The organism is Flavobacterium sp. GL_143 (assembly GCF_057834355.1).
Window position 1 is genome coordinate 32,238 of sequence record NZ_CM174401.1, and the last position, 24,708, is coordinate 56,945.

The 24,708-nt window shown below is 34.6% G+C and carries 16 protein-coding genes, 4 tRNA genes and 1 pseudogene; 2 read left to right on the forward strand and 19 right to left on the reverse strand.

Features of this window, described 5'->3' with window-relative positions:
* Positions 1-43: 43 nt before the first annotated feature.
* The 3 genes from AC3IPI_RS00145 to AC3IPI_RS00155 all read right to left on the reverse strand — a co-directional run bounded on the left by AC3IPI_RS00145 (position 44) and on the right by AC3IPI_RS00155 (position 5,563).
* Positions 44-2,815, reverse strand: a complete 2,772-nt coding sequence (locus AC3IPI_RS00145) for a bifunctional aconitate hydratase 2/2-methylisocitrate dehydratase (protein ID WP_489156351.1) — start codon at positions 2,813-2,815, stop codon at positions 44-46.
* Between the two features lie 285 nt (positions 2,816-3,100).
* On the reverse strand, positions 3,101-4,054 hold the full coding sequence (locus tag AC3IPI_RS00150) for an AAA family ATPase (protein WP_489156353.1): 954 nt from the start codon (positions 4,052-4,054) through the stop codon (positions 3,101-3,103).
* 78 nt (positions 4,055-4,132) lie between these two features.
* Entirely contained in the window at positions 4,133-5,563 is a 1,431-nt protein-coding gene (locus AC3IPI_RS00155; protein ID WP_489156355.1) for a peptidylprolyl isomerase, read from the reverse strand.
* A 567-nt stretch (positions 5,564-6,130) separates the two neighbouring features.
* Between AC3IPI_RS00155 and AC3IPI_RS00160 the strand changes: the two genes are divergently transcribed.
* Positions 6,131-7,564, forward strand: a complete 1,434-nt coding sequence (locus tag AC3IPI_RS00160; protein ID WP_039120389.1) for an alpha-amylase — start codon at positions 6,131-6,133, stop codon at positions 7,562-7,564.
* Between the two features lie 175 nt (positions 7,565-7,739).
* Positions 7,740-9,329, forward strand: a complete 1,590-nt coding sequence (locus AC3IPI_RS00165) for a peptide chain release factor 3 (RefSeq protein WP_039111367.1) — start codon at positions 7,740-7,742, stop codon at positions 9,327-9,329.
* A gap of 271 nt (positions 9,330-9,600) precedes the next feature.
* Here the strand turns inward: AC3IPI_RS00165 and AC3IPI_RS00170 are convergent.
* The 16 genes and pseudogenes from AC3IPI_RS00170 to AC3IPI_RS00245 form a co-directional block, all read right to left on the reverse strand.
* Positions 9,601-9,750, reverse strand: a pseudogene (locus AC3IPI_RS00170) (DUF3467 domain-containing protein); the annotation flags it as partial.
* A gap of 11 nt (positions 9,751-9,761) precedes the next feature.
* Positions 9,762-10,724: an alpha/beta fold hydrolase gene (locus tag AC3IPI_RS00175; RefSeq protein ID WP_489156358.1), complete on the reverse strand. Its 963-nt coding sequence runs from the start codon at positions 10,722-10,724 to the stop codon at positions 9,762-9,764.
* Positions 10,725-10,940: 216 nt separating this feature from the next.
* Positions 10,941-11,252, reverse strand: a complete 312-nt coding sequence (locus tag AC3IPI_RS00180; RefSeq protein ID WP_039117576.1) for a DUF3467 domain-containing protein — start codon at positions 11,250-11,252, stop codon at positions 10,941-10,943.
* An 11-nt stretch (positions 11,253-11,263) separates the two neighbouring features.
* Entirely contained in the window at positions 11,264-15,574 is a 4,311-nt protein-coding gene (gene rpoC, locus AC3IPI_RS00185; protein ID WP_489156360.1) for a DNA-directed RNA polymerase subunit beta', read from the reverse strand.
* 289 nt (positions 15,575-15,863) lie between these two features.
* Positions 15,864-19,676 (reverse strand): DNA-directed RNA polymerase subunit beta, encoded by a 3,813-nt coding sequence (gene rpoB, locus AC3IPI_RS00190; protein WP_039111370.1) that lies wholly within the window; start codon positions 19,674-19,676, stop codon positions 15,864-15,866.
* A 263-nt stretch (positions 19,677-19,939) separates the two neighbouring features.
* Positions 19,940-20,308 (reverse strand): 50S ribosomal protein L7/L12, encoded by a 369-nt coding sequence (rplL, locus tag AC3IPI_RS00195; RefSeq protein ID WP_039111372.1) that lies wholly within the window; start codon positions 20,306-20,308, stop codon positions 19,940-19,942.
* 93 nt (positions 20,309-20,401) lie between these two features.
* Positions 20,402-20,902, reverse strand: a complete 501-nt coding sequence (gene rplJ / locus AC3IPI_RS00200; protein WP_039111374.1) for a 50S ribosomal protein L10 — start codon at positions 20,900-20,902, stop codon at positions 20,402-20,404.
* A gap of 22 nt (positions 20,903-20,924) precedes the next feature.
* Positions 20,925-21,614 (reverse strand): 50S ribosomal protein L1, encoded by a 690-nt coding sequence (gene rplA / locus AC3IPI_RS00205; protein WP_039111376.1) that lies wholly within the window; start codon positions 21,612-21,614, stop codon positions 20,925-20,927.
* A 13-nt stretch (positions 21,615-21,627) separates the two neighbouring features.
* Positions 21,628-22,065, reverse strand: a complete 438-nt coding sequence (gene rplK, locus AC3IPI_RS00210; protein ID WP_035619182.1) for a 50S ribosomal protein L11 — start codon at positions 22,063-22,065, stop codon at positions 21,628-21,630.
* Positions 22,066-22,132: 67 nt separating this feature from the next.
* Positions 22,133-22,684 (reverse strand): transcription termination/antitermination protein NusG, encoded by a 552-nt coding sequence (nusG, locus tag AC3IPI_RS00215; RefSeq protein WP_039111377.1) that lies wholly within the window; start codon positions 22,682-22,684, stop codon positions 22,133-22,135.
* A 10-nt stretch (positions 22,685-22,694) separates the two neighbouring features.
* On the reverse strand, positions 22,695-22,892 hold the full coding sequence (gene secE, locus AC3IPI_RS00220; protein WP_035619188.1) for a preprotein translocase subunit SecE: 198 nt from the start codon (positions 22,890-22,892) through the stop codon (positions 22,695-22,697).
* 16 nt (positions 22,893-22,908) lie between these two features.
* Positions 22,909-22,979 (reverse strand) — tRNA-Trp (locus AC3IPI_RS00225).
* Positions 22,980-23,038: 59 nt separating this feature from the next.
* Positions 23,039-24,226, reverse strand: a complete 1,188-nt coding sequence (gene tuf / locus AC3IPI_RS00230; protein WP_039111379.1) for an elongation factor Tu — start codon at positions 24,224-24,226, stop codon at positions 23,039-23,041.
* Positions 24,227-24,281: 55 nt separating this feature from the next.
* A tRNA-Thr gene (locus tag AC3IPI_RS00235) sits at positions 24,282-24,353 on the reverse strand.
* Between the two features lie 118 nt (positions 24,354-24,471).
* Positions 24,472-24,552: transfer RNA gene (locus tag AC3IPI_RS00240), tRNA-Tyr, on the reverse strand.
* Positions 24,553-24,607: 55 nt separating this feature from the next.
* Positions 24,608-24,681: transfer RNA gene (locus tag AC3IPI_RS00245), tRNA-Thr, on the reverse strand.
* Positions 24,682-24,708: the final 27 nt, after the last annotated feature.

Here is a 24,708-nt window from a genome sequence, read left to right on the forward strand (position 1 = left end):
AACTCAGGCTTTTTATATATAATGATTATAACTAATCGTACGATTACATTACTAACAGTTTATGAGAAGGTGCAAACCTAGTTAGGCTAATACCATCTACTGCTGCTATATATTCATCTAATGTAGGTGTTCTACCAAGAATTGTAGACAAGACTACAACTGGCGTAGAAGAAAGTAATGACTCTCCTTTTTTACCTTCTGTATCTTCTACAACTCTTCCTTGGAAAAGACGCGTAGAAGTTGCCATTACAGTATCTCCTTTTGCTGCTTTTTCCTGGTTACCCATACAAAGGTTACATCCTGGACGCTCTAAATACAACATGTTCTCGTATTCTGTACGTGCAGCACCTTTAGGAGCGCTATCGTTAAATTCGAAACCAGAGTATTTTTGTAAAACTTCCCAATCTCCTTCAGCCTTAAGTTCATCTACGATATTATAAGTAGGTGGCGCTACTACTAGCGGAGCCTTAAACTCAACCTTACCGTATTGTTGTTCTATATTTTTAAGCATTTGAGCTAGAATCTTCATATCTCCTTTGTGAACCATACAAGAACCGATAAATCCTAAATCTACTTTTTTATCTCCTCCGTAAAAAGATAATGGTCGGATTGTATCGTGAGTATATCTCTTAGAAACATCTGCGTTATTTACGTCTGGATCAGCAATCATTGGCTCGATAATCTGATCAAGATCTACAACAACTTCTGCATAATATTTAGCATTTGCATCTGGAGTTAACGCTGGTTTCTCTGCTGATTTAATCTCTGTAATTCTCTTATCTGCTTTGTTAATTAATCCCTGAAGAACTTGTTTTTCATTATCCATTCCTTTGTCGATCATGATCTGGATTCTGCTTTTTGCAATCTCCAATGATTCGATTAAGGTATCATCTTCAGAAATACAGATAGAAGCTTTTGCTTTCATCTCTGCAGTCCAGTCTGTAAATGTAAATGCCTGGTCAGCAGTAAGAGTTCCAAGATGAACCTCGATAATTCTCCCCTGGAAAACATTTTCACCACCAAATTTCTTAAGCATTTGAGCTTGTGTTGAATGAACTACATCACGGAAGTCCATATAGTCTTTCATCTCACCTTTAAACGTTACCTTAACAGATTCAGGAATTGGCATTGAAGCCTCACCTGTAGCAAGTGCAAGAGCAACTGTTCCTGAGTCAGCACCAAATGCTACACCTTTAGACATTCTTGTATGAGAGTCACCACCAATAATGATAGCCCACTCATCTATTGTAATATCATTAAGAACTTTATGAATTACATCTGTCATTGCATGATAAACTCCTTTCGGGTCACGTGCTGTGATTAAACCGAAATCGTTCATAAATTTCATCAATTTTGGAATATTTGCCTGAGCTTTTTTATCCCATACTGAAGCTGTGTGACAACCAGATTGGTATGCACCATCAACGATTGGCGAAATTACTGTAGCAGCCATAGACTCTAATTCCTGAGCAGTCATAAGACCTGTCGTATCTTGAGAACCTACGATATTAACTTCTACACGAACATCTGAACCAGCATGTAATACTTTACCTGGAGCTATACCAACAGCGTTTTTGTTAAAAATTTTCTCTACCGCTGTAAGTCCTTGTCCTTCAAGAGAGATCTCTTTTGATGGAGCAAATACAAGAGGAGCTTCAATTTCTAGAATTTTCACTGCCAATGTCTGAAGCTTTTTACCAAATACAATTGCATATGATCCTCCAGCTTTGATAAATTCCATTTTTTGAGGAGTAAAAGCCTTAGAAATATCAATTAGCTCTTTGTCTCCATTATATAATTTTTTCGTCTTTGTGTTTATTGTAAGCACAGTTCCTGTAGCTACAGAGTATGCTTCTTCCAGAATTGGCTCATTATTCTCATTACGAATAATATTACCATCTGCATCAAGCTTTTTAACCCAGTTTTTAAGATCTAAACCAATACCACCAGTAACATCAACTGTTGTTAGGAAAATTGGAGAAATACCATTTGTTCCTCCTACAATTGGAGCGATATTAACGAATGGAATATATGGGCTTGCTTGTTTTCCTGTCCAAAGTGCCACGTTGTTTACACCTGACATTCTTGATGAACCAACTCCCATTGTACCTTTCTCTGCAATCAACATCACACTTTTGTCTGGATGTTGTGCTTGTAACGCCTTAATTTCTTCTTGTGCTTTAGGCGTAATCATACATTGACCATGAAGTTCACGGTCTGAACGTGAGTGAGCCTGATTACCTGGAGATAACAAATCTGTAGAAATGTCACCTTCACCAGCAATAAAAGTAACTACTTTAATTTCTTCAACTACTTCTGGTAATTTTGTAAAAAACTCTGCCTGCGCATAGCTTTTAATAATATCTATAGCAATTGGGTTACCTTTTTTAAACGCTTCTTTTAAACGATCTGTGTCTGCCTCATAAAGGTAAACTTGTGTCTTAAGTACATTTCCTGCTTCTTTTGCAATAGCAGCATCATCACCCAAAGCTAAATCTAACAATACCTCAATAGAAGGTCCACCCTTCATATGTGATAATAACTCAAATGCAAAAACTGGTGTTATTTCTTTTACAGCAGATTCTCCAAGAATAATCTCTTTTAAAAACTTAGCTTTTACACCCGCAGCGCTTGTAGTTCCTGGTATAGTGTTATAAATAAAGTGTTTAATCGATTCTTCTCGATACTCGTTATCCAGATCTTTAATCTGTGCAATAATCACGCTTAACAACTCAGCACCATCAATTGGCTTCGGATGAAGTCCTTGGTCTTTTCGTTCTGCAATCTCTTTAATGTAATCGTTATAAATATTCATAATTGAAGTCTTTTCTAGGTATCTTATTTTTTTGTACGCAAATTTAAAAATTAAAGCCGAGAATTAAAAAAAATATAACAGAAGTCGCCTTTTCAAAAGTTATTATTAAAAAATAACGATTTACATTGCGCAAAATTAGCAAAATTGCATTTTAACGTCAAAATATTAAATTATTAATAATATAAAATCCTTTCTTTGACAAAGTCGAAATTCTCTGTTATAAAGAAAAAGGTTCTTTGCTATGTTTTAAGCAAAGAACCTTTCTAAATAAGCTTTTTTATATCGTTATAGTAGCTTCTGAATTATAATTTCTTCTGTAATTCCTTCGGCATCGGCTTTATAATTTTTAATGATTCGATGTCTTAAAATACCCGTTGCTACAGCTTTTACATCTTCAATATCTGGCGAAAATTTACCATTGAATGCTGCATGAGCTTTAGCAGCTAAAATTAAATTTTGTGAAGCTCTTGGCCCTGCTCCCCAATCTAAATAATTTTTAACAAACTCATTCGTCAGGCTATTATCTGGTCGTGTTTTACTAACCAAAGTTACCGCATACTCTATTACATTATCAGCAACAGGAATTCGGCGAATTAAATGCTGAAAATCTATAATTTCCTGAGCCGTAAACAAAGGGTTGATCGTACTTGTATTGTCTGAAGTTGTACGTTTAACAACTTGTACTTCTTCTTCAAAACTTGGATATTCTAATTTTATGGCAAACATAAAACGATCCAATTGCGCTTCTGGCAAAGGATAAGTTCCTTCTTGCTCAATAGGGTTTTGTGTAGCTAACACAAAGTAAGGCAAGTCTAATTTATGGTTTTCACCAGCAATTGTCACCGAACGCTCTTGCATTGCCTCTAGCAAAGCTGCCTGTGTTTTTGGTGGTGTTCTATTAATCTCATCTGCCAAAATGATATTAGAAAAAACCGGTCCTTTTATAAATTTAAACCGTCTGTTTTCATCTAAGATTTCGCTTCCCAAAATATCAGATGGCATTAAATCCGGAGTAAATTGAATTCTCTTAAAATCAAGCCCTAAAGCCCGTGAAAGTGTATTTATCAATAATGTTTTTGCCAATCCTGGCACACCTATTAAAAGAGCGTGTCCGCCAGAAAAAATGCAAATCAAAATTTGATCTACAACTGCATCCTGACCTACAATAATTTTTGCGATTTCGGCTTTTAATTCATTACGTTTTTGAACTAGGTTATGAATTGCTGTTACATCAGACATCTATGAATGTATTTTAAATTAAAAAGAGTTAGTTCTATGAACACATAAAACTAACTCTTTTTATTTATTATATAAAAATTATTTTTTCAACCAATTATTTGTAAAAGTACAATCTCTGTACTCACCAAGAATCTTAATATAAGTTTCTTTTATTTTTTCATCAAACCATTTTGCAATAGCTTTAATTTGTTTTTCTTTTAAAGCTAAATCTTTAATCTTGATATAATCCTTACCGTAATCAGCAGTATGCGCTTCGATTCTTTTTGTTACAGTAATTAATTTATAACTCTTTCTCCCTTGTGGATCAGTATCTAAAACTGGTTGCGAAACTTCATTGTCTTTTAAATTAGAAACCTGAGCATATAATGTTGGATCCATTTTTGTTAATTCAAAACGAGTATCTTGCGTATTTGGATTAATTAAAGCTCCACCATTTGCACGTGTCTCTTTTTCGTCAGAATCTGCTCTGGCTGCTTCTGCAAAAGTTACTTTCTTTTCTATTATTTTCTCTCTAATTCCTGTAATTCTTTCTTTTGCTTCTTTTAAAGCTTCTTCAGAAACTACTGGCGCTATTATGATATGACGTAACTCTACTTCTTGCCCTTTAATTTTATCTACTTTTATAATATGGAATCCAAAAATGGTTTCAAAAGGAGCAGAAATTTCTCCTTCTTGAAGACTAAAAGCTACATCTTTAAATTCTTTTACGAAAGCTGTCTTTCTGGTCATCTTATAATATCCTCCATTAGAACTCGAACCTGGATCTTGTGAGTACAAAACTGCTTTGGTTGCAAAACTAGCACCGTCTTCTACATCTTTCTTAATACCATTTAAACGATCGATTACTTTTTTCTTTTCTGCATCCGAAATTTTAGGATTTACAACAATCTGCGCTACTTCCATCTCAGCTCCGAATGTTGGCAATTCATTTTCAGGAATTTTTTTGAAAAAATTACGAACTTCTTCCGGAGTTATTTCAACTCCATCGATAATCTTTTTTTGCATTTCTGATGCTAACTTTTGCTCTTTTAAGATATCAGCAAAATAAGTTTTGAATTCTTCAATAGAATTCTTTTTATAATATTGAACTACCTTGTTTATATCTCCAATTTGCTGAACCATATAATTCAATCGTTCATCCATCATCCCTTTTACCTCGGCATCACTTACAATAATACTATCCTGAACAGCTTGATGTGCGTATAGCTTATCTTCTAGAAGTTTTCCTAGCATCTGGCATCTTGAAACATCTTTTATAGATCCTCCCTGACTACTAATCTCTAAATATCCTTTATCGATATCTGAATCTAAAATAATGTAATCACCTACAGTAGCGATAATACCATCAATTTTTTGTTTCTGATTACTTTTAACTACAACTGGCTTTGCTATAACCGTATCCTTAATAATTTCTTGCGCTCTGGTTAGCGAATTGAAAAGAAGCAAAAAACTTATTGTAAATACAAATTGACAATTGATAGTTTTTATTCGTAATTTTTTTAATAGCATTATTTAAAAATTTAATTTGATGTAAAGTAGCTTTATTATTTAGCATTATTAGCTTACAAATATAGTAAACCGAATATTTCAATATATATTTTAAATGTTCAGAAAATAAAAATCTTTACAAATCTAACAAACATTGCTTAATTAACTTATAACGAACAAAAATAACAATTCAATCACATAATACAAGTATACTTATTACTATTAACAAAAAATTATATGCAACTAAAAAAAATCACATCCCCAACGATTAATCACATCTAATATTTGAAACTATTTAGAAAACCAACCTTGTCTTTATTTGAACGAATTTCATCTTAAAAAAATCAAAAAACACCATCACAAACAATTCATTTTTAAGCAAATAAACAAAAGTTTTCAACACTACAACGTTTTCGCTTATTAAATAAAATCTCAAAATAATTAGGTAAGCAAGTTTTACATACATTCGATATGTGATTATTAAAATTTAGCATTTAAAAACAGTAATTAAACAATTAATTGGCTAATTATTTAATTAATCACAATTTGGTTACCCAAATCCTTAATTAACCTAAAAATCATTTAATTATGAAAAAACAAATTGTAAAACTTTATTTAATTACTGCTTTAACAGCATTTTTTTACTCCTGTAGCTCTAATGAAAATACAGAATCTGAAATTGCAGCAGCAAATTCTCAGTTCAAAGTAATAAATGTGACAAAGCATGATGGGCGCCCATTTAGCACAGGAACTCCTACTACAGGAAAATATGTTGCCAATCCTGGCGGAGGCGTAATGATGCAAGCATTTTATTGGGATGTTCCTGCTGGCGGTAACTGGTGGAATACATTAAATACCAAAATTACCGATTGGTCTAATGCCGGAATTGGCTCTATTTGGTTACCTCCTGCATCAAAAGCGCAAAATGGTGCTTTTTCTATGGGTTATGATCCTACAGATTATTTTGATTTTGGAGATTATAATCAAAATGGTTCTACAGAAACCAGATTTGGATCAAAAACAGAACTTGTGAGCTTAATCAGCAAAGTACATGCTGAAAATATGCAAGTATATGCCGATATTGTAATTAATCATAATAGTGGCGGGCAATCAGAAGCGAATCCGTTTACAGGAACTAATACCTGGACCAACTTTAGCGGAGTTGCTTCAGGAAAATTCACCCGTAATTATAATGATTTTTATAAAAACAGTTACGGTAATAATGACGAAGGCGCTTTTGGCGGTTTCCCAGATTTATGCCACGCAAATCCTCATGTGCAGGATTGGTTATGGCTAAGATCTGATGGAGTTGGTAAGTATTATAAAAATACCATGAAATTTGATGGCTGGAGATTTGATTATGTAAAAGGATTTGGTGCTTGGGTTGTAAACTCCTGGAATGCTAATGTAGGCGGCTTTTCGGTTGGGGAATTATGGGATTCGAACGTGAACGTATTAAATGATTGGGCAAATAATGCCAATAGCTCTGTATTCGATTTTGCGTGTTATTATAAAATGAATGATGCTTTTGACGGAAATAATCTTGCTTTATTAAACGACGACATGATGTGGAAAAGAAACCCATACAAAGCCGTTACATTTGTGTCTAATCATGATACTGATGAAATTTCTAATAAATTACTAGCCTATTCTTATATTTTAACTCACGAAGGATATCCAACTATTTTTTATAGAGATTATGAAGAATGGCTTGATAAAAACAAACTAAATAACCTTATCTGGATTCACAACAATAAAGCGACTGGAACAACTTCAATTTTATACGCTGATAATGACGAATATATCGCCCGCAGAAACGGATATAACGGAAACCCTGGATTAGTGGTATACATCAATAATTCGTCATCATGGCAAGAAAGATGGATACAAACAAACTGGGCAAACACTCAGATAAAAGACTTTACAGGAAGTTCTAGTTGGCTTCCTACAACTCAAGCTGATCAATGGGTAAAAATTCAATGTCCTCCAAAAGGATACACTGTTTGGTCGATTAATAATTAATTATTACCTAAAAAAAATATTTAATTTTGAGGCTGATTATTTAAATCAGCCTCTTTTTTATTCAAACAATCAAATAATAGCAACAAATTTTATAAACTAAACGGACTTAAATAAGAAGCTAATATTTTTATTAAGCCGTAATTAATAGTACTTTTGCAAACTATTGATATTAAATATGAGCTTTTTAAAAGAAATACAACGTAGAAGAACATTTGGAATTATTTCGCATCCCGATGCTGGAAAAACAACATTAACCGAAAAACTATTGTTATTTGGGGGTGCTATCCAAGAAGCAGGTGCTGTAAAAAACAATAAAATAAAAAAAGGAGCTACGAGTGATTTCATGGAAATCGAGCGTCAGAGAGGAATTTCGGTTTCTACATCTGTATTAGCCTTTAATTATAAAGATAAAAAAATCAACATCCTTGATACACCTGGACACAAGGATTTTGCAGAAGATACTTTTAGAACTTTAACCGCTGTAGATAGTGTAATCGTGGTAATAGACGTTGCAAAAGGGGTTGAGGAACAAACCGAAAAATTAGTTGCAGTATGTAGAATGCGTAAAATTCCGATAATTGTTTTTATAAACAAATTAGATCGTGAAGGTAAAGATGCATTTGATTTGATGGATGAAGTTGAACAAAAATTAGGCTTAACTGTAACTCCATTAAGTTTCCCTATTGGTATGGGATATGATTTTCAGGGAATCTATAACTTATGGGAGCAAAATATCAACTTATTCAGTGGAGATAGCCGTAAAAACATTGAAGAAACTATAGCTTTCTCTGATGTTCAAAACCCTGAATTAGAAAAAATTATTGGTCAAAAACCTGCTGATAAACTACGTGAAGAATTAGAATTAATTGATGAAGTTTATCCTAAATTTGATCGTCAGGATTATTTAGACGGAAAATTACAACCAGTATTTTTTGGTTCCGCTTTAAATAACTTTGGAGTACGTGAATTGCTAGATTGTTTTGTTACTATCGCTCCTTCACCAAGACCAAAAGATTCTGAAACTCGTTTAGTTGATCCAACTGAAGAAAAAATGACTGGTTTTGTATTTAAAATACATGCCAATATGGATCCTAAACACAGGGACCGTTTAGCATTTATAAAAATTGTTTCGGGTACTTTTGAAAGAAACAAACCGTATTACCACGTTCGCCAGAAAAAGAACTTGAAATTTTCTAGTCCGAATGCATTCTTTGCAGAGAAGAAAGAAATTGTAGACATTTCATATCCTGGTGACATTGTTGGTTTACATGATACTGGAAATTTTAAAATTGGTGATACCTTAACTGAGGGTGAAATAATGAGTTTCAAAGGAATTCCGAGTTTCTCTCCAGAACATTTTAGATACATTAATAATGCCGACCCAATGAAAGCTAAGCAATTAGACAAAGGTGTTGACCAATTAATGGATGAAGGTGTTGCACAATTATTTACTCTTGAAATGAATAACCGTAAGGTAATTGGAACTGTTGGAGCACTACAATATGAGGTAATCCAATACCGTTTAGAACATGAATATGGTGCAAAATGTACGTATGAAAACTTCCCCGTTCACAAAGCTTGTTGGGTAAAACCTGATGATGCTAAAAATGATGAATTCAAAGAGTTCAAACGTATCAAGCAAAAATTCTTAGCAAAAGACAAATACGGTCAATTAGTATTTTTAGCAGATTCTGACTTTACAATACAAATGACTCAAAATAAATATCCAAGTGTAAAATTATTTTTCACTTCTGAATTTGAATAATTATCTGATTCAACGTTATATAAAAAAAGCGCTACTTTTAAAAGTAGCGCTTTTTTTGAATCTGAATTAATAAAATAACCTCGAGTATTCAATTTTAGGAACTTGCAAGTTAAAAAAATGTGCATTCTAGGCGAAATTTAATCGATAAAGCGAATTAAAATCGGATAAAGTACTTATTAGAATAAATTCAAGAAGCCTTTTTTGATTAAAATATAAATCACAAATTCTCTTATATAAAAAAAGCTCCATTTCTGGAGCTTTTTTATTTAAATTATGCTTGTCCTGCTGGACCGAAGTTAAGCGGTATTGGTGCTTGTTCAGTTTCTTTGATTTCGCCATGAGCGGTTTCAAAGCGATAAATATTTTCACCAATTGCTCTTAACAATCGTTTAGCATGTTGTGGTGTCAAGACAATATCACTCTATTTCTTGTTTAGCTATTATGTTGTTCTAACCATTTTAAAATCGCTTGATTAGTTTCTTCTGGGAGTTCTTGATGAATCCAATGACCACAATCTAAACTAACCACTTCTACATTAGGCACGAACTCCGCTAATCTTTCAAACTTAGGGATCATATCATGATTACCATATATCATAAGAGCCGGTTGTTGAATGATTGGATTTACATCTGCTAATAAGTGCCAGTTTCGGTCAAGGTTTCTATACCAATTTATACTTCCTGTAAACTTTGAAAATTCGAAGGCAGAGATTAAAACAGCCAGTTCACCTTCATTCATTATGGGTTCACCGAGTACTTTTTTTGCTCTTGCAAGATTAATCATCCACATTCCTGGTTCATGCGGTGCAGGAGGTACGTTCTTACGGAACATATTGCGAAGGAACTGAGATGTGTTTTCATCCATTATAGCGTCTGCTACTCTTGGCTGTCGATTAAAGTGAACAAAATAGAAGTCTCCTCCAAATACTTCTTCCATTAACTCTATCCAAGGTTTCTCTCCACGCTCTTGATAAGGCAAGGCCAAGTTTATCACTTTATTTACTCGTTCTGGATGCAACAATGCAAGATTCCAAACAACATTTGCACCCCAATCATGACCAATAAAAACAGCGTCTTTATATCCGTAGTAATCGAGTAGAGCGACCAGATCACCTGTTAAATGTTCAATGTCATACTCTGTTACTTCGATTGGACGAGATGATTTTCCATAACCTCTCTGATTAGGAACAATGACATGATAGCCAGCTTTGACAAGTTCGGGAATCTGATAACGCCAAGAAAAGGCATGCTCCGGAAAACCGTGACAAAGCACGATAGGTTTATTAGAATTTTGTTGACCTGCCTCAAACACTTCGAGTTCTATTCCATTGATAGAGATTACAATGGGACTTGGAAACTCGATTGGATTAAAACTTGCACCAGTTACGTTTGTCATTTTTTTTATTTTTTAAAGATTAATATGACACAAATGTAAACTTGGACGGTGACAACCCTTTGTCAGTAGTCAATTAATAATTAATGATATTTACCAAAACCCTCATGTACAAATCCTATTTTAAAGCTAAAAGTTTCCAGATTTAATCTCTATTTTTTTTGATTTTTACTACTCTTTTTTCCATAAAAAAAGCCCCAGTAATGGGGCTTTTAAAATTTATGCTTGTCCTGCTGGACCGAAGTTAAGCGGTATTGGTGCTTGTTCAGTTTCTTTGATTTCGCCATGAGCGGTTTCAAAACGATGAATATTTTCACCAATTGCTCTTAACAATCGTTTAGCATGTTGTGGTGTCAAGACAATTCTTGACTTTACCTTGGCTTTAGGAATACCTGGCATAATGCTTACAAAATCTAAAACAAATTCTGAAGAAGAATGATTGATAATTGCTAAATTAGAATAAATTCCTTCAGCGATTTTTTCATCTAACTCAATATTAATTTGCTCTTGTTGTTGATTCGGATTACTCATAGTTTCCTAAATTAATAAATATACTCTTCTTTATTAGCCATCATTTCATTGTAATCATCTTTAGAACCTACAATTGTATGATCGTATTCTCTCATACCTGTTCCTGCAGGAATTCTATGTCCAACAATTACATTTTCTTTCAATCCTTCTAAGTAATCTACCTTACCTGCTACTGCAGCTTCGTTAAGTACTTTAGTTGTTTCTTGGAAAGAAGCAGCAGAAATAAATGATTTAGTTTGTAGCGAAGCTCTTGTAATACCTTGTAAAACTGGCGTTGCAGTTGCAGTAATTACATCTCTAGCTACAACTAGATTTTTATCTGTACGTTTTAATAATGAATTTTCATCACGTAAATCACGAGGAGAAATAATCTGCCCCGCTTTTAATACACTAGAATCTCCAGCATCTTCAACAACTTTCATTCCGTATAATTTATCGTTTTGAACGATGAAATCTTTAGTATGAATTAGTTGATCTTCTAAGAATAAAGTATCACCTGGATCTTGTACTCTTACTTTACGCATCATCTGACGAATAACAACCTCGAAGTGTTTGTCATTGATTTTTACCCCTTGTAAACGATATACCTCTTGAATTTCATTTACCAAGTACTGTTGAACAGCTGCTGGACCTTGAATTCTTAAAATATCGTCTGGAGTAATAGCACCGTCTGACAATGGTACACCTGCTCTAACGAAGTCATTCTCCTGAACTAGAATTTGGCTTGATAATTTAACCAAGTATTTTCTAATGTCACCAAATTTAGATTCGATAACAATCTCACGGTTACCTCTTTTGATTTTTCCAAAAGAAACAACTCCATCAATTTCAGAAACTACAGCTGGGTTTGAAGGATTACGAGCCTCTAACAACTCTGTAATTCTTGGTAAACCTCCGGTAATATCTCCTGATTTAGAAGAACGACGTGGAATTTTTACCAATACTTTACCAGCTTTAATTTTCTCACCATTTTCAACCATCAAGTGGGCTCCAACAGGTAAGTTATAAGAACGAATCAATTCACCTTCTTTACCGTAAACCAATAAAGTTGGGATTAATTTTTTAGCTCTAGATTCAGAAATTACTTTTTCCTGGAATCCTGTTTGCTCATCAATTTCAACCATGAACGATTGTCCTTGCTCTAAATCTTCGTAAGCAATTTTACCAGTAAACTCAGAAACGATAACTCCATTATATGGATCCCATTTACAAATTACATCACCTTTAACAACCGATTGACCATCTTTAACAAAGATACTTGAACCGTAAGGAATGTTGTTTGTACTTAATAAGATACCTGTTCTTTCATCAATTAATTTCAATTCGGTAGAACGAGAAACTACAATATCAACTGAGTTACCTTCGTTATCCTCGCCTTTAACAGTTTTTAAATCTTCGATTTCTAGTTTACCGTTAAATCTTGTAACGATGCTAGATTCCTCAGAAATACCACCCGCAACCCCTCCAACGTGGAAAGTACGTAATGTTAACTGTGTACCTGGCTCTCCAATAGATTGAGCTGCAATTACTCCAACTGCTTCTCCTCTTTGAGTCATTTTACCAGTAGCTAAGTTTCTACCGTAACATTTAGCACAAATACCTTTAAGTGCTTCACAAGTTAATGGAGAACGAACTTCAACTTTCTCTACTGGAGAAGCTTCAATCGCTTTCATTATAGTTTCTGTGATTTGCTCACCAGATCTAACTAAATAGTCACTTGTTAAAGGATTAATTACATCTTGTAATGCAACACGTCCTAAAATTCTTTCTCCTAATGATTCTACAATCTCCTCATTCTTTTTCAATGCAGAAACTTCAACACCTCTAAGAGTACCACAATCCTCAATGTTAACAATAACATCTTGAGAAACGTCATGTAATCTTCTAGTTAAGTAACCAGCATCGGCAGTTTTAAGAGCCGTATCCGCAAGACCTTTACGAGCACCGTGAGTAGAGATAAAGTACTCAAGGATAGAAAGACCTTCCTTAAAGTTAGAAAGAATCGGGTTTTCAATAATCTCACCACCACCAGCAGTAGATTTTTTAGGCTTAGCCATCAAACCACGCATACCAGTTAACTGACGAATCTGTTCCTTAGAACCCCTCGCCCCAGAGTCAAGCATCATATATACCGAGTTGAAACCTTGTTGGTCTTCTCTAATATTTTTCATTGCTAACTCAGTTAATTGAGCATTTGCAGAAGTCCAAACATCAATAACTTGGTTGTAACGTTCGTTATTGGTAATAAGACCCATGTTATAATTCACAGAAATACCTTCAACTTGCTCTCTGGCATCTGCAATTAATTTTGTTTTTTGTTCTGGAATTCTAATATCACCAAGAGAGAATGATAAACCTCCTCTAAATGCGAATTTATACCCCATATCTTTCATATTGTCCAAGAAGGCAGCCGTCATAGGTACATTGGTAGCGCTTAAAACGTGTCCAATAATATCTCTAAGGTTTTTCTTAGTCAATACATCATTTATGTATCCTGCAGCTTCTGGTACCACTTCATTAAACAATACACGACCAGCGGTAGTTTTAATAATTTGGTACACTAATTCTCCAGCTTCATTAAAATCTTTTGCTCTAATTCTCACTGAAGCATTCAATTCTAATCTTCCTTCATTTAATGCAATATTTACTTCTTCTGCAGAGTAAAAAGTTAAGCCTTCACCTAAAATTTTATGATCTGGAGTAGAAAGACGTTCTTTGGTCATATAGTATAGACCCAAGACCATATCCTGAGAAGGTACAGTAATTGGCGCACCGTTAGCAGGGTTCAAGATATTGTGAGAAGCCAACATTAATAATTGAGCTTCCAAAATAGCCTCTGGTCCTAATGGTAAATGTACCGCCATTTGATCCCCATCAAAATCGGCATTAAATGCCGTACAAACTAACGGGTGCAATTGGATTGCTTTTCCTTCAATTAATTTTGGTTGGAATGCCTGGATACCTAATCTGTGTAACGTAGGAGCACGATTCAGTAAAATTGGGTGACCTTTAATTACATTTTCAAGGATATCCCAAACTACAGGCTCTTTTTTGTCTATAATTTTCTTAGCAGATTTTACCGTTTTAACAATACCTCTTTCTATCAATTTACGGATAACGAAAGGCTTGTAAAGCTCAGATGCCATATCTTTAGGGATACCACATTCGAACAATTTTAATTCCGGTCCAACAACAATTACCGAACGAGCAGAATAATCCACACGTTTTCCTAAAAGGTTTTGACGGAAACGTCCTTGTTTACCTTTTAATGAATCTGATAATGATTTTAATGGTCTGTTTGATTCTGTTTTAACTGCAGAAGCTTTACGAGTGTTATCAAATAATGAATCTACAGATTCTTGTAACATACGTTTTTCGTTTCTTAAGATAACTTCTGGAGCTTTTATCTCCATTAATCTTTTCAAACGGTTGTTACGTATAATTACACGACGGTATAAATCATTTAAATCTGAAGTTGCAAAACGACCTCCATCAAGTGGCACAAGGGGACGTAATTCTGGTGGAATAACTGGAACCACTTTCATAATCATCCATTCTGGACGGTTTTCGCGGTTTAAGTTAGACTCACGGAAAGACTCAACTACTTGTAATCTTTTTAATGCTTCTGTTTTACGTTGTTTAGATGTTTCATTGTTAGCACTGTGTCTTAATTGGTAAGATAACTCATCTAAGTCGATACGTGCTAATAAATCCATAATACACTCTGCTCCCATTTTGGCAACAAATTTATTAGGATCAAAATCATCTAAATATTGATTGTCCTGAGGAAGAGAATCTAAAATATTTAAATATTCTTCTTCAGTTAAAAAGTCTAATCTTTGTAAAGATTCTCCATCTGCATTTTTAGCAATACCTGCTTGAATTACTACGTATCTTTCGTAGTAAATAATCATATCTAATTTCTTAGAAGGAAGTCCAAGGATATAACCAATTTTATTAGGAAGAGAACGGAAGTACCAGATATGAGCAATAGGCACAACAAGGTTGATATGTCCTACTCTATCACGACGTACTTTTTTCTCAGTAACTTCAACACCACAACGGTCACATATAATACCTTTGTAACGAATTCTTTTGTATTTACCACAAGCACATTCAAAATCCTTAACAGGTCCGAAGATTCTTTCGCAAAAAAGTCCGTCACGTTCTGGTTTGTGAGTTCTGTAGTTTATTGTTTCTGGCTTTAAAACCTCTCCTCTTGATTCTTTCAAGATAGATTCTGGTGAAGCCAATCCAATAGAGATTTTATTAAATCTTTTAACTGGATTTTTATCTTTATTATTATTTCTATTATTCATCATAGTTTTTACTATTGATTTATTTGCTATTAAAAATTGATTTTAGATTATAATCTACATCTTTTAAAAGTTACCTTATAAAAGAGTTAAATCATTACGCTGCTACCTCGGGTTACTTCTCTAAACTTCAAACTCAATTTTTGAAGCGCTAGTTATAAAATGCCTTGCATTATTATAAAAAATCGGAACGGGTTACGGGTATAAATCTTAAAAACTTTAATTCTGGTAAACAGTTTCAGTCCCAGTTTTCAGCGTTGAACTGAATACTGAGACTGTGACTGATAACTTATATTTATTCTTCTAGACGAATATCAAGTCCAAGACCTTTCAATTCGTGCATCAATACATTGAATGATTCTGGTAAACCTGGTTCTGGCATAGACTCTCCCTTAACGATTGCTTCGTAAGTTTTAGCTCTACCAATAACGTCATCCGACTTAACAGTTAAGATTTCACGTAGTGTACTTGATGCTCCATAAGCCTCAAGTGCCCAAACCTCCATCTCTCCAAAACGCTGACCTCCAAATTGAGCTTTACCTCCAAGTGGTTGTTGAGTAATCAACGAGTAAGGTCCGATAGAACGTGCGTGCATCTTATCATCTACCATGTGTCCTAATTTCAACATGTAAATTACACCTACAGTAGCTCTTTGGTGGAAACGTTCTCCAGTTCCTCCATCATATAAATATGTATGACCGAATCTTGGTATTCCTGCTTCGTCAGTCAATTCATTGATTTGATCTAAAGTAGCACCATCAAAAATTGGAGTAGCAAATTTTCTACCTAAATTTTGTCCAGCCCAACCTAAAACCGTTTCATAAATCTGACCAATGTTCATACGAGATGGTACCCCAAGTGGATTCAATACGATATCTACAGGTGTTCCGTCTTCAAGGAAAGGCATATCTTCATGACGAACGATTCTTGCAACAATACCTTTGTTACCGTGACGTCCTGCCATTTTATCCCCTACTTTCAACTTACGTTTTTTAGCAATATAAATTTTTGCTAATTTCAAGATTCCAGCTGGTAATTCATCTCCAACAGTAATAGTGAATTTCTCTCTTCTTAAAGATCCCTGTAAGTCATTCAGCTTAATTTTATAGTTATGAATTAAATCATTAACCATTTTATTAGTAGCATCATCAGCAACCCATTGACCTTTACTTAAGTGAGCAAAATCTTCTACAGCATAAAGCATTTTTTGAGTATATTTTTTACCTTTTGGTAAAACTTCTTCACCCAAATCATTCATTACACCTTGAGATGTTTTACCGTTAACGATCAAGAATAATTTTTCAACCAATCTGTCTTTTAATTCAACAAATTTAGTTTCAAATTCCATTTCTAAAGCGCCTAAAGCATCTTTATCTTGTGTACGTTTACGTTTATCTTTTACGGCTCTTGCAAATAATTTTTTGTCAAGAACTACACCATGTAAAGAAGGAGAAGCTTTTAATGAAGCATCTTTAACATCACCTGCTTTATCACCGAAGATTGCACGAAGCAATTTCTCTTCAGGAGTAGGATCTGATTCTCCTTTTGGAGTAATTTTTCCGATAAGAATGTCGCCAGGCTTAACCTCTGCTCCAATTCTAATCATACCGTTTTCATCTAAATCTTTAGTAGCTTCTTCAGAAACGTTAGGAATATCATTAGTTAACTCTTCGTTACCTAATTTTGTATCTCTAACTTCTAATGAATAATCATCTACGTGAATTGACGTAAAGATATCATCACGAACTACTTTTTCAGAAATTACAATCGCATCCTCAAAGTTATATCCTTTCCATGGCATGAACGCAACTTTTAGGTTACGACCTAAAGCTAATTCTCCATTTTGTGTAGCATATCCTTCTGACAATACTTGACCAAGTGCAACTCTATCACCTTTCTTAACGATTGGTTTCAAGTTAATACTTGTTCCTTGATTGGTTTTTCTAAATTTAATTAGATTATATGTTTTTTCATCAGACTCAAAACTAACCATTCTTTCTTCTTCAGAACGATCGTATTTAATAGTAATGATGTTTGCATCAACATATTCTACTGTTCCATCACCTTCAGCATTAATCAATACTCTAGAATCAGACGCAACCTGACGCTCTAAACCTGTTCCTACAATAGGAGCTTCAGGGCGAATTAAAGGTACTGCCTGACGCATCATGTTTGATCCCATCAAGGCTCTATTCGCATCATCATGCTCTAAGAAAGGAATCAAAGATGCAGAAATAGAAGCAATTTGATTTGGAGCAACGTCTGTATAATCTACCTGAGTTGGTTCGATTACTGGGAAATCCCCTTCCTGACGCGCAATTACGTTATCAGCAATAATTTTTCCTGTTGCATCCATTTCGATGTTTGCTTGTGCAATCATCATTCCTTCTTCTTCTTCAGCACTTAAATATACTGGAGTAGTTTCAAGATCTACAACACCGTTAGTTACTTTACGGTAAGGTGTTTCGATGAATCCCATTCCGTTAACTTTAGCATAAACACCAAGAGATGAAATCAAACCAATGTTTGGTCCCTCTGGAGTTTCAATTGGACATAAACGTCCGTAATGCGTATAGTGAACGTCACGTACCTCGAAACCAGCTCTTTCTCTAGAAAGTCCACCAGGTCCAAGTGCAGATAATCTTCTCTTGTGCGTAATCTCAGCTAGTGGATTCGTTTGATCCATAAATTGAGATAACTGGTTAGTACCAAAGAAAGAGTTGATAACTGATGATAATGTTTTAGCATTAATCAAATCAATTGGTGTAAACACCTCGTTATCTCTAACGTTCATTCTCTCACGAATAGTTCTAGCCATACGCGCTAAACCAACACCGAATTGTTGAGATAATTGTTCTCCAACTGTTCTAACACGACGGTTTGATAAGTGATCAATATCATCAATCTCTGCTTTAGAGTTGATTAACTCGATCAAATATTTTACAATGGTAATGATATCTTCTTTGGTAAGCACTTGCTTTTCCATTGGGATATCTAAACCAAGTTTTTTGTTCATTCTATAACGACCAACTTCACCTAAGTTATAACGTTGATCAGAGAAGAACAATTTATCTATAATACCACGAGCAGTTTCCTCATCAGGCGGTTCTGCGTTACGCAACTGACGGTAAATGTGCTCAACAGCTTCTTTTTCAGAGTTTGTTGGATCTTTTTGTAATGTATTGTGGATAATAGCATAATCTGCTTGATTATTATCCTCTTTATGTAACAAAATAGATTTAACGTTAGAATCGATGATTTCTTCAACATTATCTTTATCGATAATAGTATCTCTATCAAGGATGATTTCGTTACGTTCGATAGAAACTACCTCACCAGTATCTTCATCTACGAAATCCTCGTGCCAAGTGTTTAATACACGTGCAGCAAGTCTTCTTCCAATATATTTTTTAATTCCTGTTTTAGAAACTTTAATTTCTTCTGCAAGGTCGAAAATTTCAAGGATATCCTTATCTCTTTCGAATCCAATTGCACGGAATAAAGTTGTAACAGGTAATTTTTTCTTTCTATCGATATAAGCGTACATTACGCTATTAATATCTGTAGAAAATTCTATCCAAGAACCTTTAAAAGGAATTACTCTGGCAGAATAAAGTTTTGTTCCATTTGCGTGGAATGATTGACCAAAGAAAACCCCTGGAGAACGGTGTAATTGAGATACTACTACACGCTCAGCACCATTGATAACAAAAGTACCGCTTGGAGTCATATAAGGTATTGTTCCAAGATAAACATCTTGTACAATAGTTTCAAAATCTTCGTGTTCTGGATCAGTACAATATAGTTTTAACCTAGCTTTTAAGGGCACACTATAAGTAAGACCTCTCTCTATACATTCTTGAATTGTATAACGTGGTGGATCAACAAAATAATCTAGGAACTCCAATACAAAGTTATTTCTTGTATCTGTGATTGGAAAGTTTTCCATGAAGGTGTTGTACAACCCTTCGTTGCCTCTTTCGTCAGATTTAGTTTCTAATTGAAAAAAATCTTTAAAAGATTTAACCTGAACATCTAGGAAATCTGGATATACAGGAATATTTTTTGTAGAGGCAAAATTCAATCTTTCAGTCTGATTTGTTATCATCAATGGACAAAATTTTGATTAAAAAAAAGTAATTTTTTGTGTAAAAACACACTGTTTAATCTATACTTTCTTATTATAATCAATACATCTTTAAAAATAAACTGACACAATTCTGTTTAATTTTTTTTCTTCGTATTGATCAAAAACTTTTTCGTATTTTAAACTATTTGATAATAAAACTTGTTATATTTTATTATACGAAAAATGGTTTAGGCCATTGAGATAACTCAAGACCTAAACCTAGTTCTTAAAACTGAGTTGAATTATTTAAGCTCAACTACAGCTCCAGCTTCTTCTAATGATTTTTTAAGACCTTCAGCCTCTTCTTTAGAAACACCTTCTTTAACGTTACTTGGAGCACTATCAACTACATCTTTAGCCTCTTTAAGACCTAAACCTGTAAGTTCTTTTACCAATTTAACTACAGCTAATTTAGAAGCACCAGCTTCTTTTAATACAACTGTAAATTCAGTTTGTGCTTCTTCAGCAGCTACATCACCACCAGCAGCAACTACAACAGCTGCAGCAGCAGGCTCAATACCATACTCGTCTTTTAATATTGTTGCTAATTCGTTAACTTCTTTAACTGTTAGGTTAACTAATTGTTCTGCGAATTGTTTCAAATCTGCCATTTTTTCTATCGTTTAAAATGATTTGTAAAATATAATTATTTATTGTGCGCTATTTAAGCAACAAGGAAATAAGCTCCCTCGCATTTATAGTTATTATGCTTCTGCCTCTTCGCTGTTTGCGAATTGGTTTTGTAAAGCAGAGATAACTCTTTGAGCTGGAGATTGAAGTAATCCAATAAGTTCTCCAAGAAGCTCTTCTTTAGATTTGATAGTTGCTAACGCATCTAATTGATCATCTCCAATGTAAACTTCTGAATTAATATACGCTCCTTTTAAAACTGGTTTATCAGATTTCTTACGGAAATCTTTGATAATTTTTCCAGGTGCATTTGCAACATCTGAAATAAATATAGCGCTATTTCCTGTCAATACTGAAGGTAAATCACCATAGTCATTCGCAGAAGCTTCCATTGCTTTTGCAAGCAAAGTATTTTTAACAACTTCTAATTTAATACCTGCTTTAAAACAAGCTCTTCTCAAGTTTGAAGTTGTTTCTGCGTTTAATCCAGAAATATCAGATACATAAATAATATTTGTACCAGCTAACTGTGCAGTTAAATCTTCAATCGCGATTGATTTTTCTTCTCTAGTCATACTAAAAATTATTAACTACCAATTATACTGCTTTAGGGTCCAATGCAATTGCAGGACTCATAGTGCTTGTAAGGTGAATACCTTTAATGTAGGTACCTTTAGCAGCAGTTGGTTTAAGTTTGATTAATGTTTGAATAATTTCGTGTGCGTTGTCATAAATTTGTTCAGCTCCAAAAGAAACTTTACCAATTCCTGCGTGCACGATACCAGTTTTATCAACTTTAAAGTCAATTTTACCAGCTTTAACCTCTTGAACAGCTTTTGCAACATCCATAGTTACAGTACCTGTTTTAGGGTTTGGCATTAAACCTCTAGGTCCTAAAATACGACCTAATGGTCCTAATTTACCCATTACAGCTGGCATAGTGATGATAACATCAACATCTGTCCAACCATCTTTTATTTTTTGTAAATAATCATCAAGACCTACATAGTCTGCTCCTGCTGCTAAAGCTTCTGCTTCTTTGTCTGGAGTAACTAATGCTAATACTTTTACATCTTTACCAGTTCCGTGAGGTAATGTTACTACACCTCTAACCATTTGATTCGCTTTTCTTGGATCTACACCCAAACGCACTGCGATATCAACAGACTCATCAAATTTTGCAGAAGCTATAACTTTAATTAATGCAGCTGCATCTTTCAAAGAGTATAGTTTGTTCTTTTCAATTTTTGAAGCAGCCTCTTTTTGCTTTTTTGTCAATTTTGCCATGTCTTTCTCTTAATTAAAAAGGAGAATCTCCTGATACAGTTATACCCATAGATCTAGCTGTTCCAGCGACCATACTCATTGCAGACTCCATAGTGAATGCATTTAAGTCTGGCATCTTGTCTTCAGCAATAGCTCTAATTTGTTCCCAAGTAACACTAGCTACTTTTTTACGATTAGGCTCTCCTGAACCAGATTTTAGCTTTGCAGCTTCCATTAACTGAACTGCTGCTGGAGGAGTTTTTACAACAAAATCAAATGATTTGTCTTTATACACAGTAATTTGTACTGGGCATATTTTGCCAGGTTTATCTTGTGTTCTAGCATTAAATTGCTTACAGAACTCCATGATATTAACCCCAGCAGCTCCTAAAGCAGGTCCAACCGGTGGCGACGGATTCGCAGCACCTCCCTTAACTTGTAGTTTAACTACCTTACTAATTTCTTTAGCCATTTTTTAAAAAATTTAACACTGCAATTATTGGAAGCAATTGTAGTGGTTATTATAGATGTAACAAAAATTATACTTTTTCTACTTGCATAAAACTTAACTCTAATGGAGTTTTTCTTCCGAAAATCTTAACCATTACTTCTAGTTTACGCTTTTCTTCATTGATTTTTTCAACTGTTCCATTGAAACCGTTGAAAGGTCCATCAATTACCTTAATTGTTTCTCCTAGGTTAAAAGGAATTGAACGTGTATCTGTATTAACAGCCAGCTCATCTACCTTACCTAGCATTCTATTTACCTCTGATAATCTAAGCGGAACAGGCTCACCACCTTTAATTTCGCCTAAAAAACCAATTACACTAGTTATTGATTTAATAATATGAGGTATTTCACCAACTAAATTGGCTTCGATCATAACATATCCAGGAAAATATACTTTATCCTTAGCTATTTTTTTTCCCTCTTTTACAGTTACAACTTTTTCAGTAGGAACTAAAACCTGAGAGACATAATCACCCATACCTAATCTGGCAATTTCAGTTTCGATGTAAGCTTTGACTTTATTCTCTTGTCCGCTTACTGCTCGAACGACATACCACTTTTTCACATTATTATCTGCCATTACAAAAAAATTACGCTTTTATCCAGTTAAAAAATCCAGCCAATGCTTTTGCAAAAAATTCATCTACTCCCCAAGTTGCCAAAGCGAATAAAACTGAAAATACAGCTACTACAATTGTCAATCGTTGTACTTCTGCCCAAGCTGGCCAAGTCACATTTGACTTCAATTCCTCGAATGCTTCTGATATGTAATTAACAACTTTTGTCATGATATATTTATTATTGCACGGGCGGAGGGATTCGAACCCCCATCAACGGTTTTGGAGACCGCTATTCTACCCTTGAACTACGCCCGTTTATTAAAAAAAACCAGTAGCAGCGAAGCCGCTACTGGTTTTATATTTGTTTTATAGAATTACTCTACAATCTCAGTTACCTGACCTGCACCTACAGTTCTACCACCTTCACGGATAGCAAAACGTAAACCTACGTTTAATGCGATTGGGCTTAACAAAGTAACATCAATAGTTAAGTTGTCTCCTGGCATAACCATCTCTACACCCGTTGGCAACATAATAACTCCAGTTACATCTGTTGTACGAACATAAAATTGTGGACGGTAGTTATTGTGGAATGGTGTGTGACGACCACCTTCTTCTTTTTTCAAGATATAAACCTCAGCTTTAAATTTAGCGTGTGGTTTAACTGAACCTGGCTTACAAATAACCATTCCTCTTTTGATGTCTTCTTTTTGAATACCTCTTAAAAGAATACCTACGTTATCTCCAGCTTCACCTCTATCAAGGATTTTACGGAACATCTCAACTCCTGTAATAGTAGAAGTTAATTTTTCAGCTCCCATACCAATGATTTCAACAGGATCTCCTGTATTAGCAACTCCAGTTTCGATACGACCTGTAGCAACAGTTCCACGACCTGTAATAGAGAATACATCTTCAACTGGCATCAAGAAAGGTTTTGCAACGTCTCTGATTGGCTCTTCGATCCAAGCATCAACAGCTTCCATCAATTCAAGAATTTTAGGAACCCAAGCAGGATCATTATTCAATCCTCCTAAAGCAGAACCTTGAACAACAGGACCATTATCTCCATCATACTCGTAGAAAGATAATAAATCTCTAATTTCCATTTCAACTAGCTCTAACAACTCAGCATCATCAACCATATCCACTTTGTTCATGAAAACAACGATTCTTGGAATACCAACCTGACGACCTAATAAGATATGCTCACGAGTTTGTGGCATTGGACCATCTGTAGCAGCAACAACAAGAATAGCACCATCCATTTGAGCAGCTCCAGTAACCATGTTCTTTACGTAATCCGCGTGACCAGGACAGTCAACGTGAGCGTAGTGACGGTTAGCAGTTTCGTACTCAACGTGTGATGTATTAATTGTAATACCTCTTTCTTTCTCCTCTGGAGCGTTGTCGATTTGATCAAACGATTTTGCTTGACAGTAACCTGCATCAGACAATACTTTAGTGATTGCTGCAGTTAATGTAGTTTTTCCGTGATCCACGTGTCCAATTGTACCTATGTTTAAGTGCGGTTTGGAACGATTAAAATTCTCCTTTGCCATTTTACTTAATTTTTAATCTTAGTTATATATTAATTTTCAATTTCCTACTTACTTGAGCCAATGTCGGGAATTGAACCCGAGACCTCTTCCTTACCAAGGAAGCACTCTACCCCTGAGCTACACCGGCAGAGTTTCAATTTTTAATTTTAGACTCTTGATTTTAGATTAAAAACAAAAACTGAATCAAATTCATTTTCTCTTTCAGAAATCTAAATTCTGAAATCATTAATCTGAAATCAAAATTGTGGGGAGAGCAGGATTCGAACCTGCGAAGTTCACACAGCAGATTTACAGTCTGCCCTCGTTGGCCGCTTGAGTATCTCCCCATTTTTTTTATCAATATTTGCATGACCTATTTCAAATCGCATTTGAAACATTTTGAGCCGGCGGAGGGACTCGAACCCACGACCTGCTGATTACAAATCAGCTGCTCTAGCCAACTGAGCTACGCTGGCAATTTCAATAAAAAAGTCCGCTATTTC

Excerpts from the sequence above, each read along its gene's own strand:
- nusG (WP_039111377.1), bottom strand. The coding sequence starts at position 22,684 with ATGGCAGATAATAATGTGAAAAAGTGGTATGTCGTTCGAGCAGTAAGC.
- AC3IPI_RS00155 (WP_489156355.1), bottom strand. The coding sequence starts at position 5,563 with ATGCTATTAAAAAAATTACGAATAAAAACTATCAATTGTCAATTTGTA.
- rpoB (WP_039111370.1), bottom strand. The coding sequence starts at position 19,676 with ATGATAACAAATCAGACTGAAAGATTGAATTTTGCCTCTACAAAAAAT.
- rplL (WP_039111372.1), bottom strand. The coding sequence starts at position 20,308 with ATGGCAGATTTGAAACAATTCGCAGAACAATTAGTTAACCTAACAGTT.
- AC3IPI_RS00165 (WP_039111367.1), top strand. The coding sequence starts at position 7,740 with ATGAGCTTTTTAAAAGAAATACAACGTAGAAGAACATTTGGAATTATT.
- rpoC (WP_489156360.1), bottom strand. The coding sequence starts at position 15,574 with ATGATGAATAATAGAAATAATAATAAAGATAAAAATCCAGTTAAAAGA.
- AC3IPI_RS00180 (WP_039117576.1), bottom strand. The coding sequence starts at position 11,252 with ATGAGTAATCCGAATCAACAACAAGAGCAAATTAATATTGAGTTAGAT.
- secE (WP_035619188.1), bottom strand. The coding sequence starts at position 22,892 with ATGACAAAAGTTGTTAATTACATATCAGAAGCATTCGAGGAATTGAAG.
- AC3IPI_RS00150 (WP_489156353.1), bottom strand. The coding sequence starts at position 4,054 with ATGTCTGATGTAACAGCAATTCATAACCTAGTTCAAAAACGTAATGAA.
- rplA (WP_039111376.1), bottom strand. The coding sequence starts at position 21,614 with ATGGCAAAATTGACAAAAAAGCAAAAAGAGGCTGCTTCAAAAATTGAA.
- rplJ (WP_039111374.1), bottom strand. The coding sequence starts at position 20,902 with ATGACTAGAGAAGAAAAATCAATCGCGATTGAAGATTTAACTGCACAG.
- AC3IPI_RS00160 (WP_039120389.1), top strand. The coding sequence starts at position 6,131 with ATGAAAAAACAAATTGTAAAACTTTATTTAATTACTGCTTTAACAGCA.
- rplK (WP_035619182.1), bottom strand. The coding sequence starts at position 22,065 with ATGGCTAAAGAAATTAGTAAGGTAGTTAAACTACAAGTTAAGGGAGGT.
- AC3IPI_RS00175 (WP_489156358.1), bottom strand. The coding sequence starts at position 10,724 with ATGACAAACGTAACTGGTGCAAGTTTTAATCCAATCGAGTTTCCAAGT.
- AC3IPI_RS00145 (WP_489156351.1), bottom strand. The coding sequence starts at position 2,815 with ATGAATATTTATAACGATTACATTAAAGAGATTGCAGAACGAAAAGAC.
- tuf (WP_039111379.1), bottom strand. The coding sequence starts at position 24,226 with ATGGCAAAGGAGAATTTTAATCGTTCCAAACCGCACTTAAACATAGGT.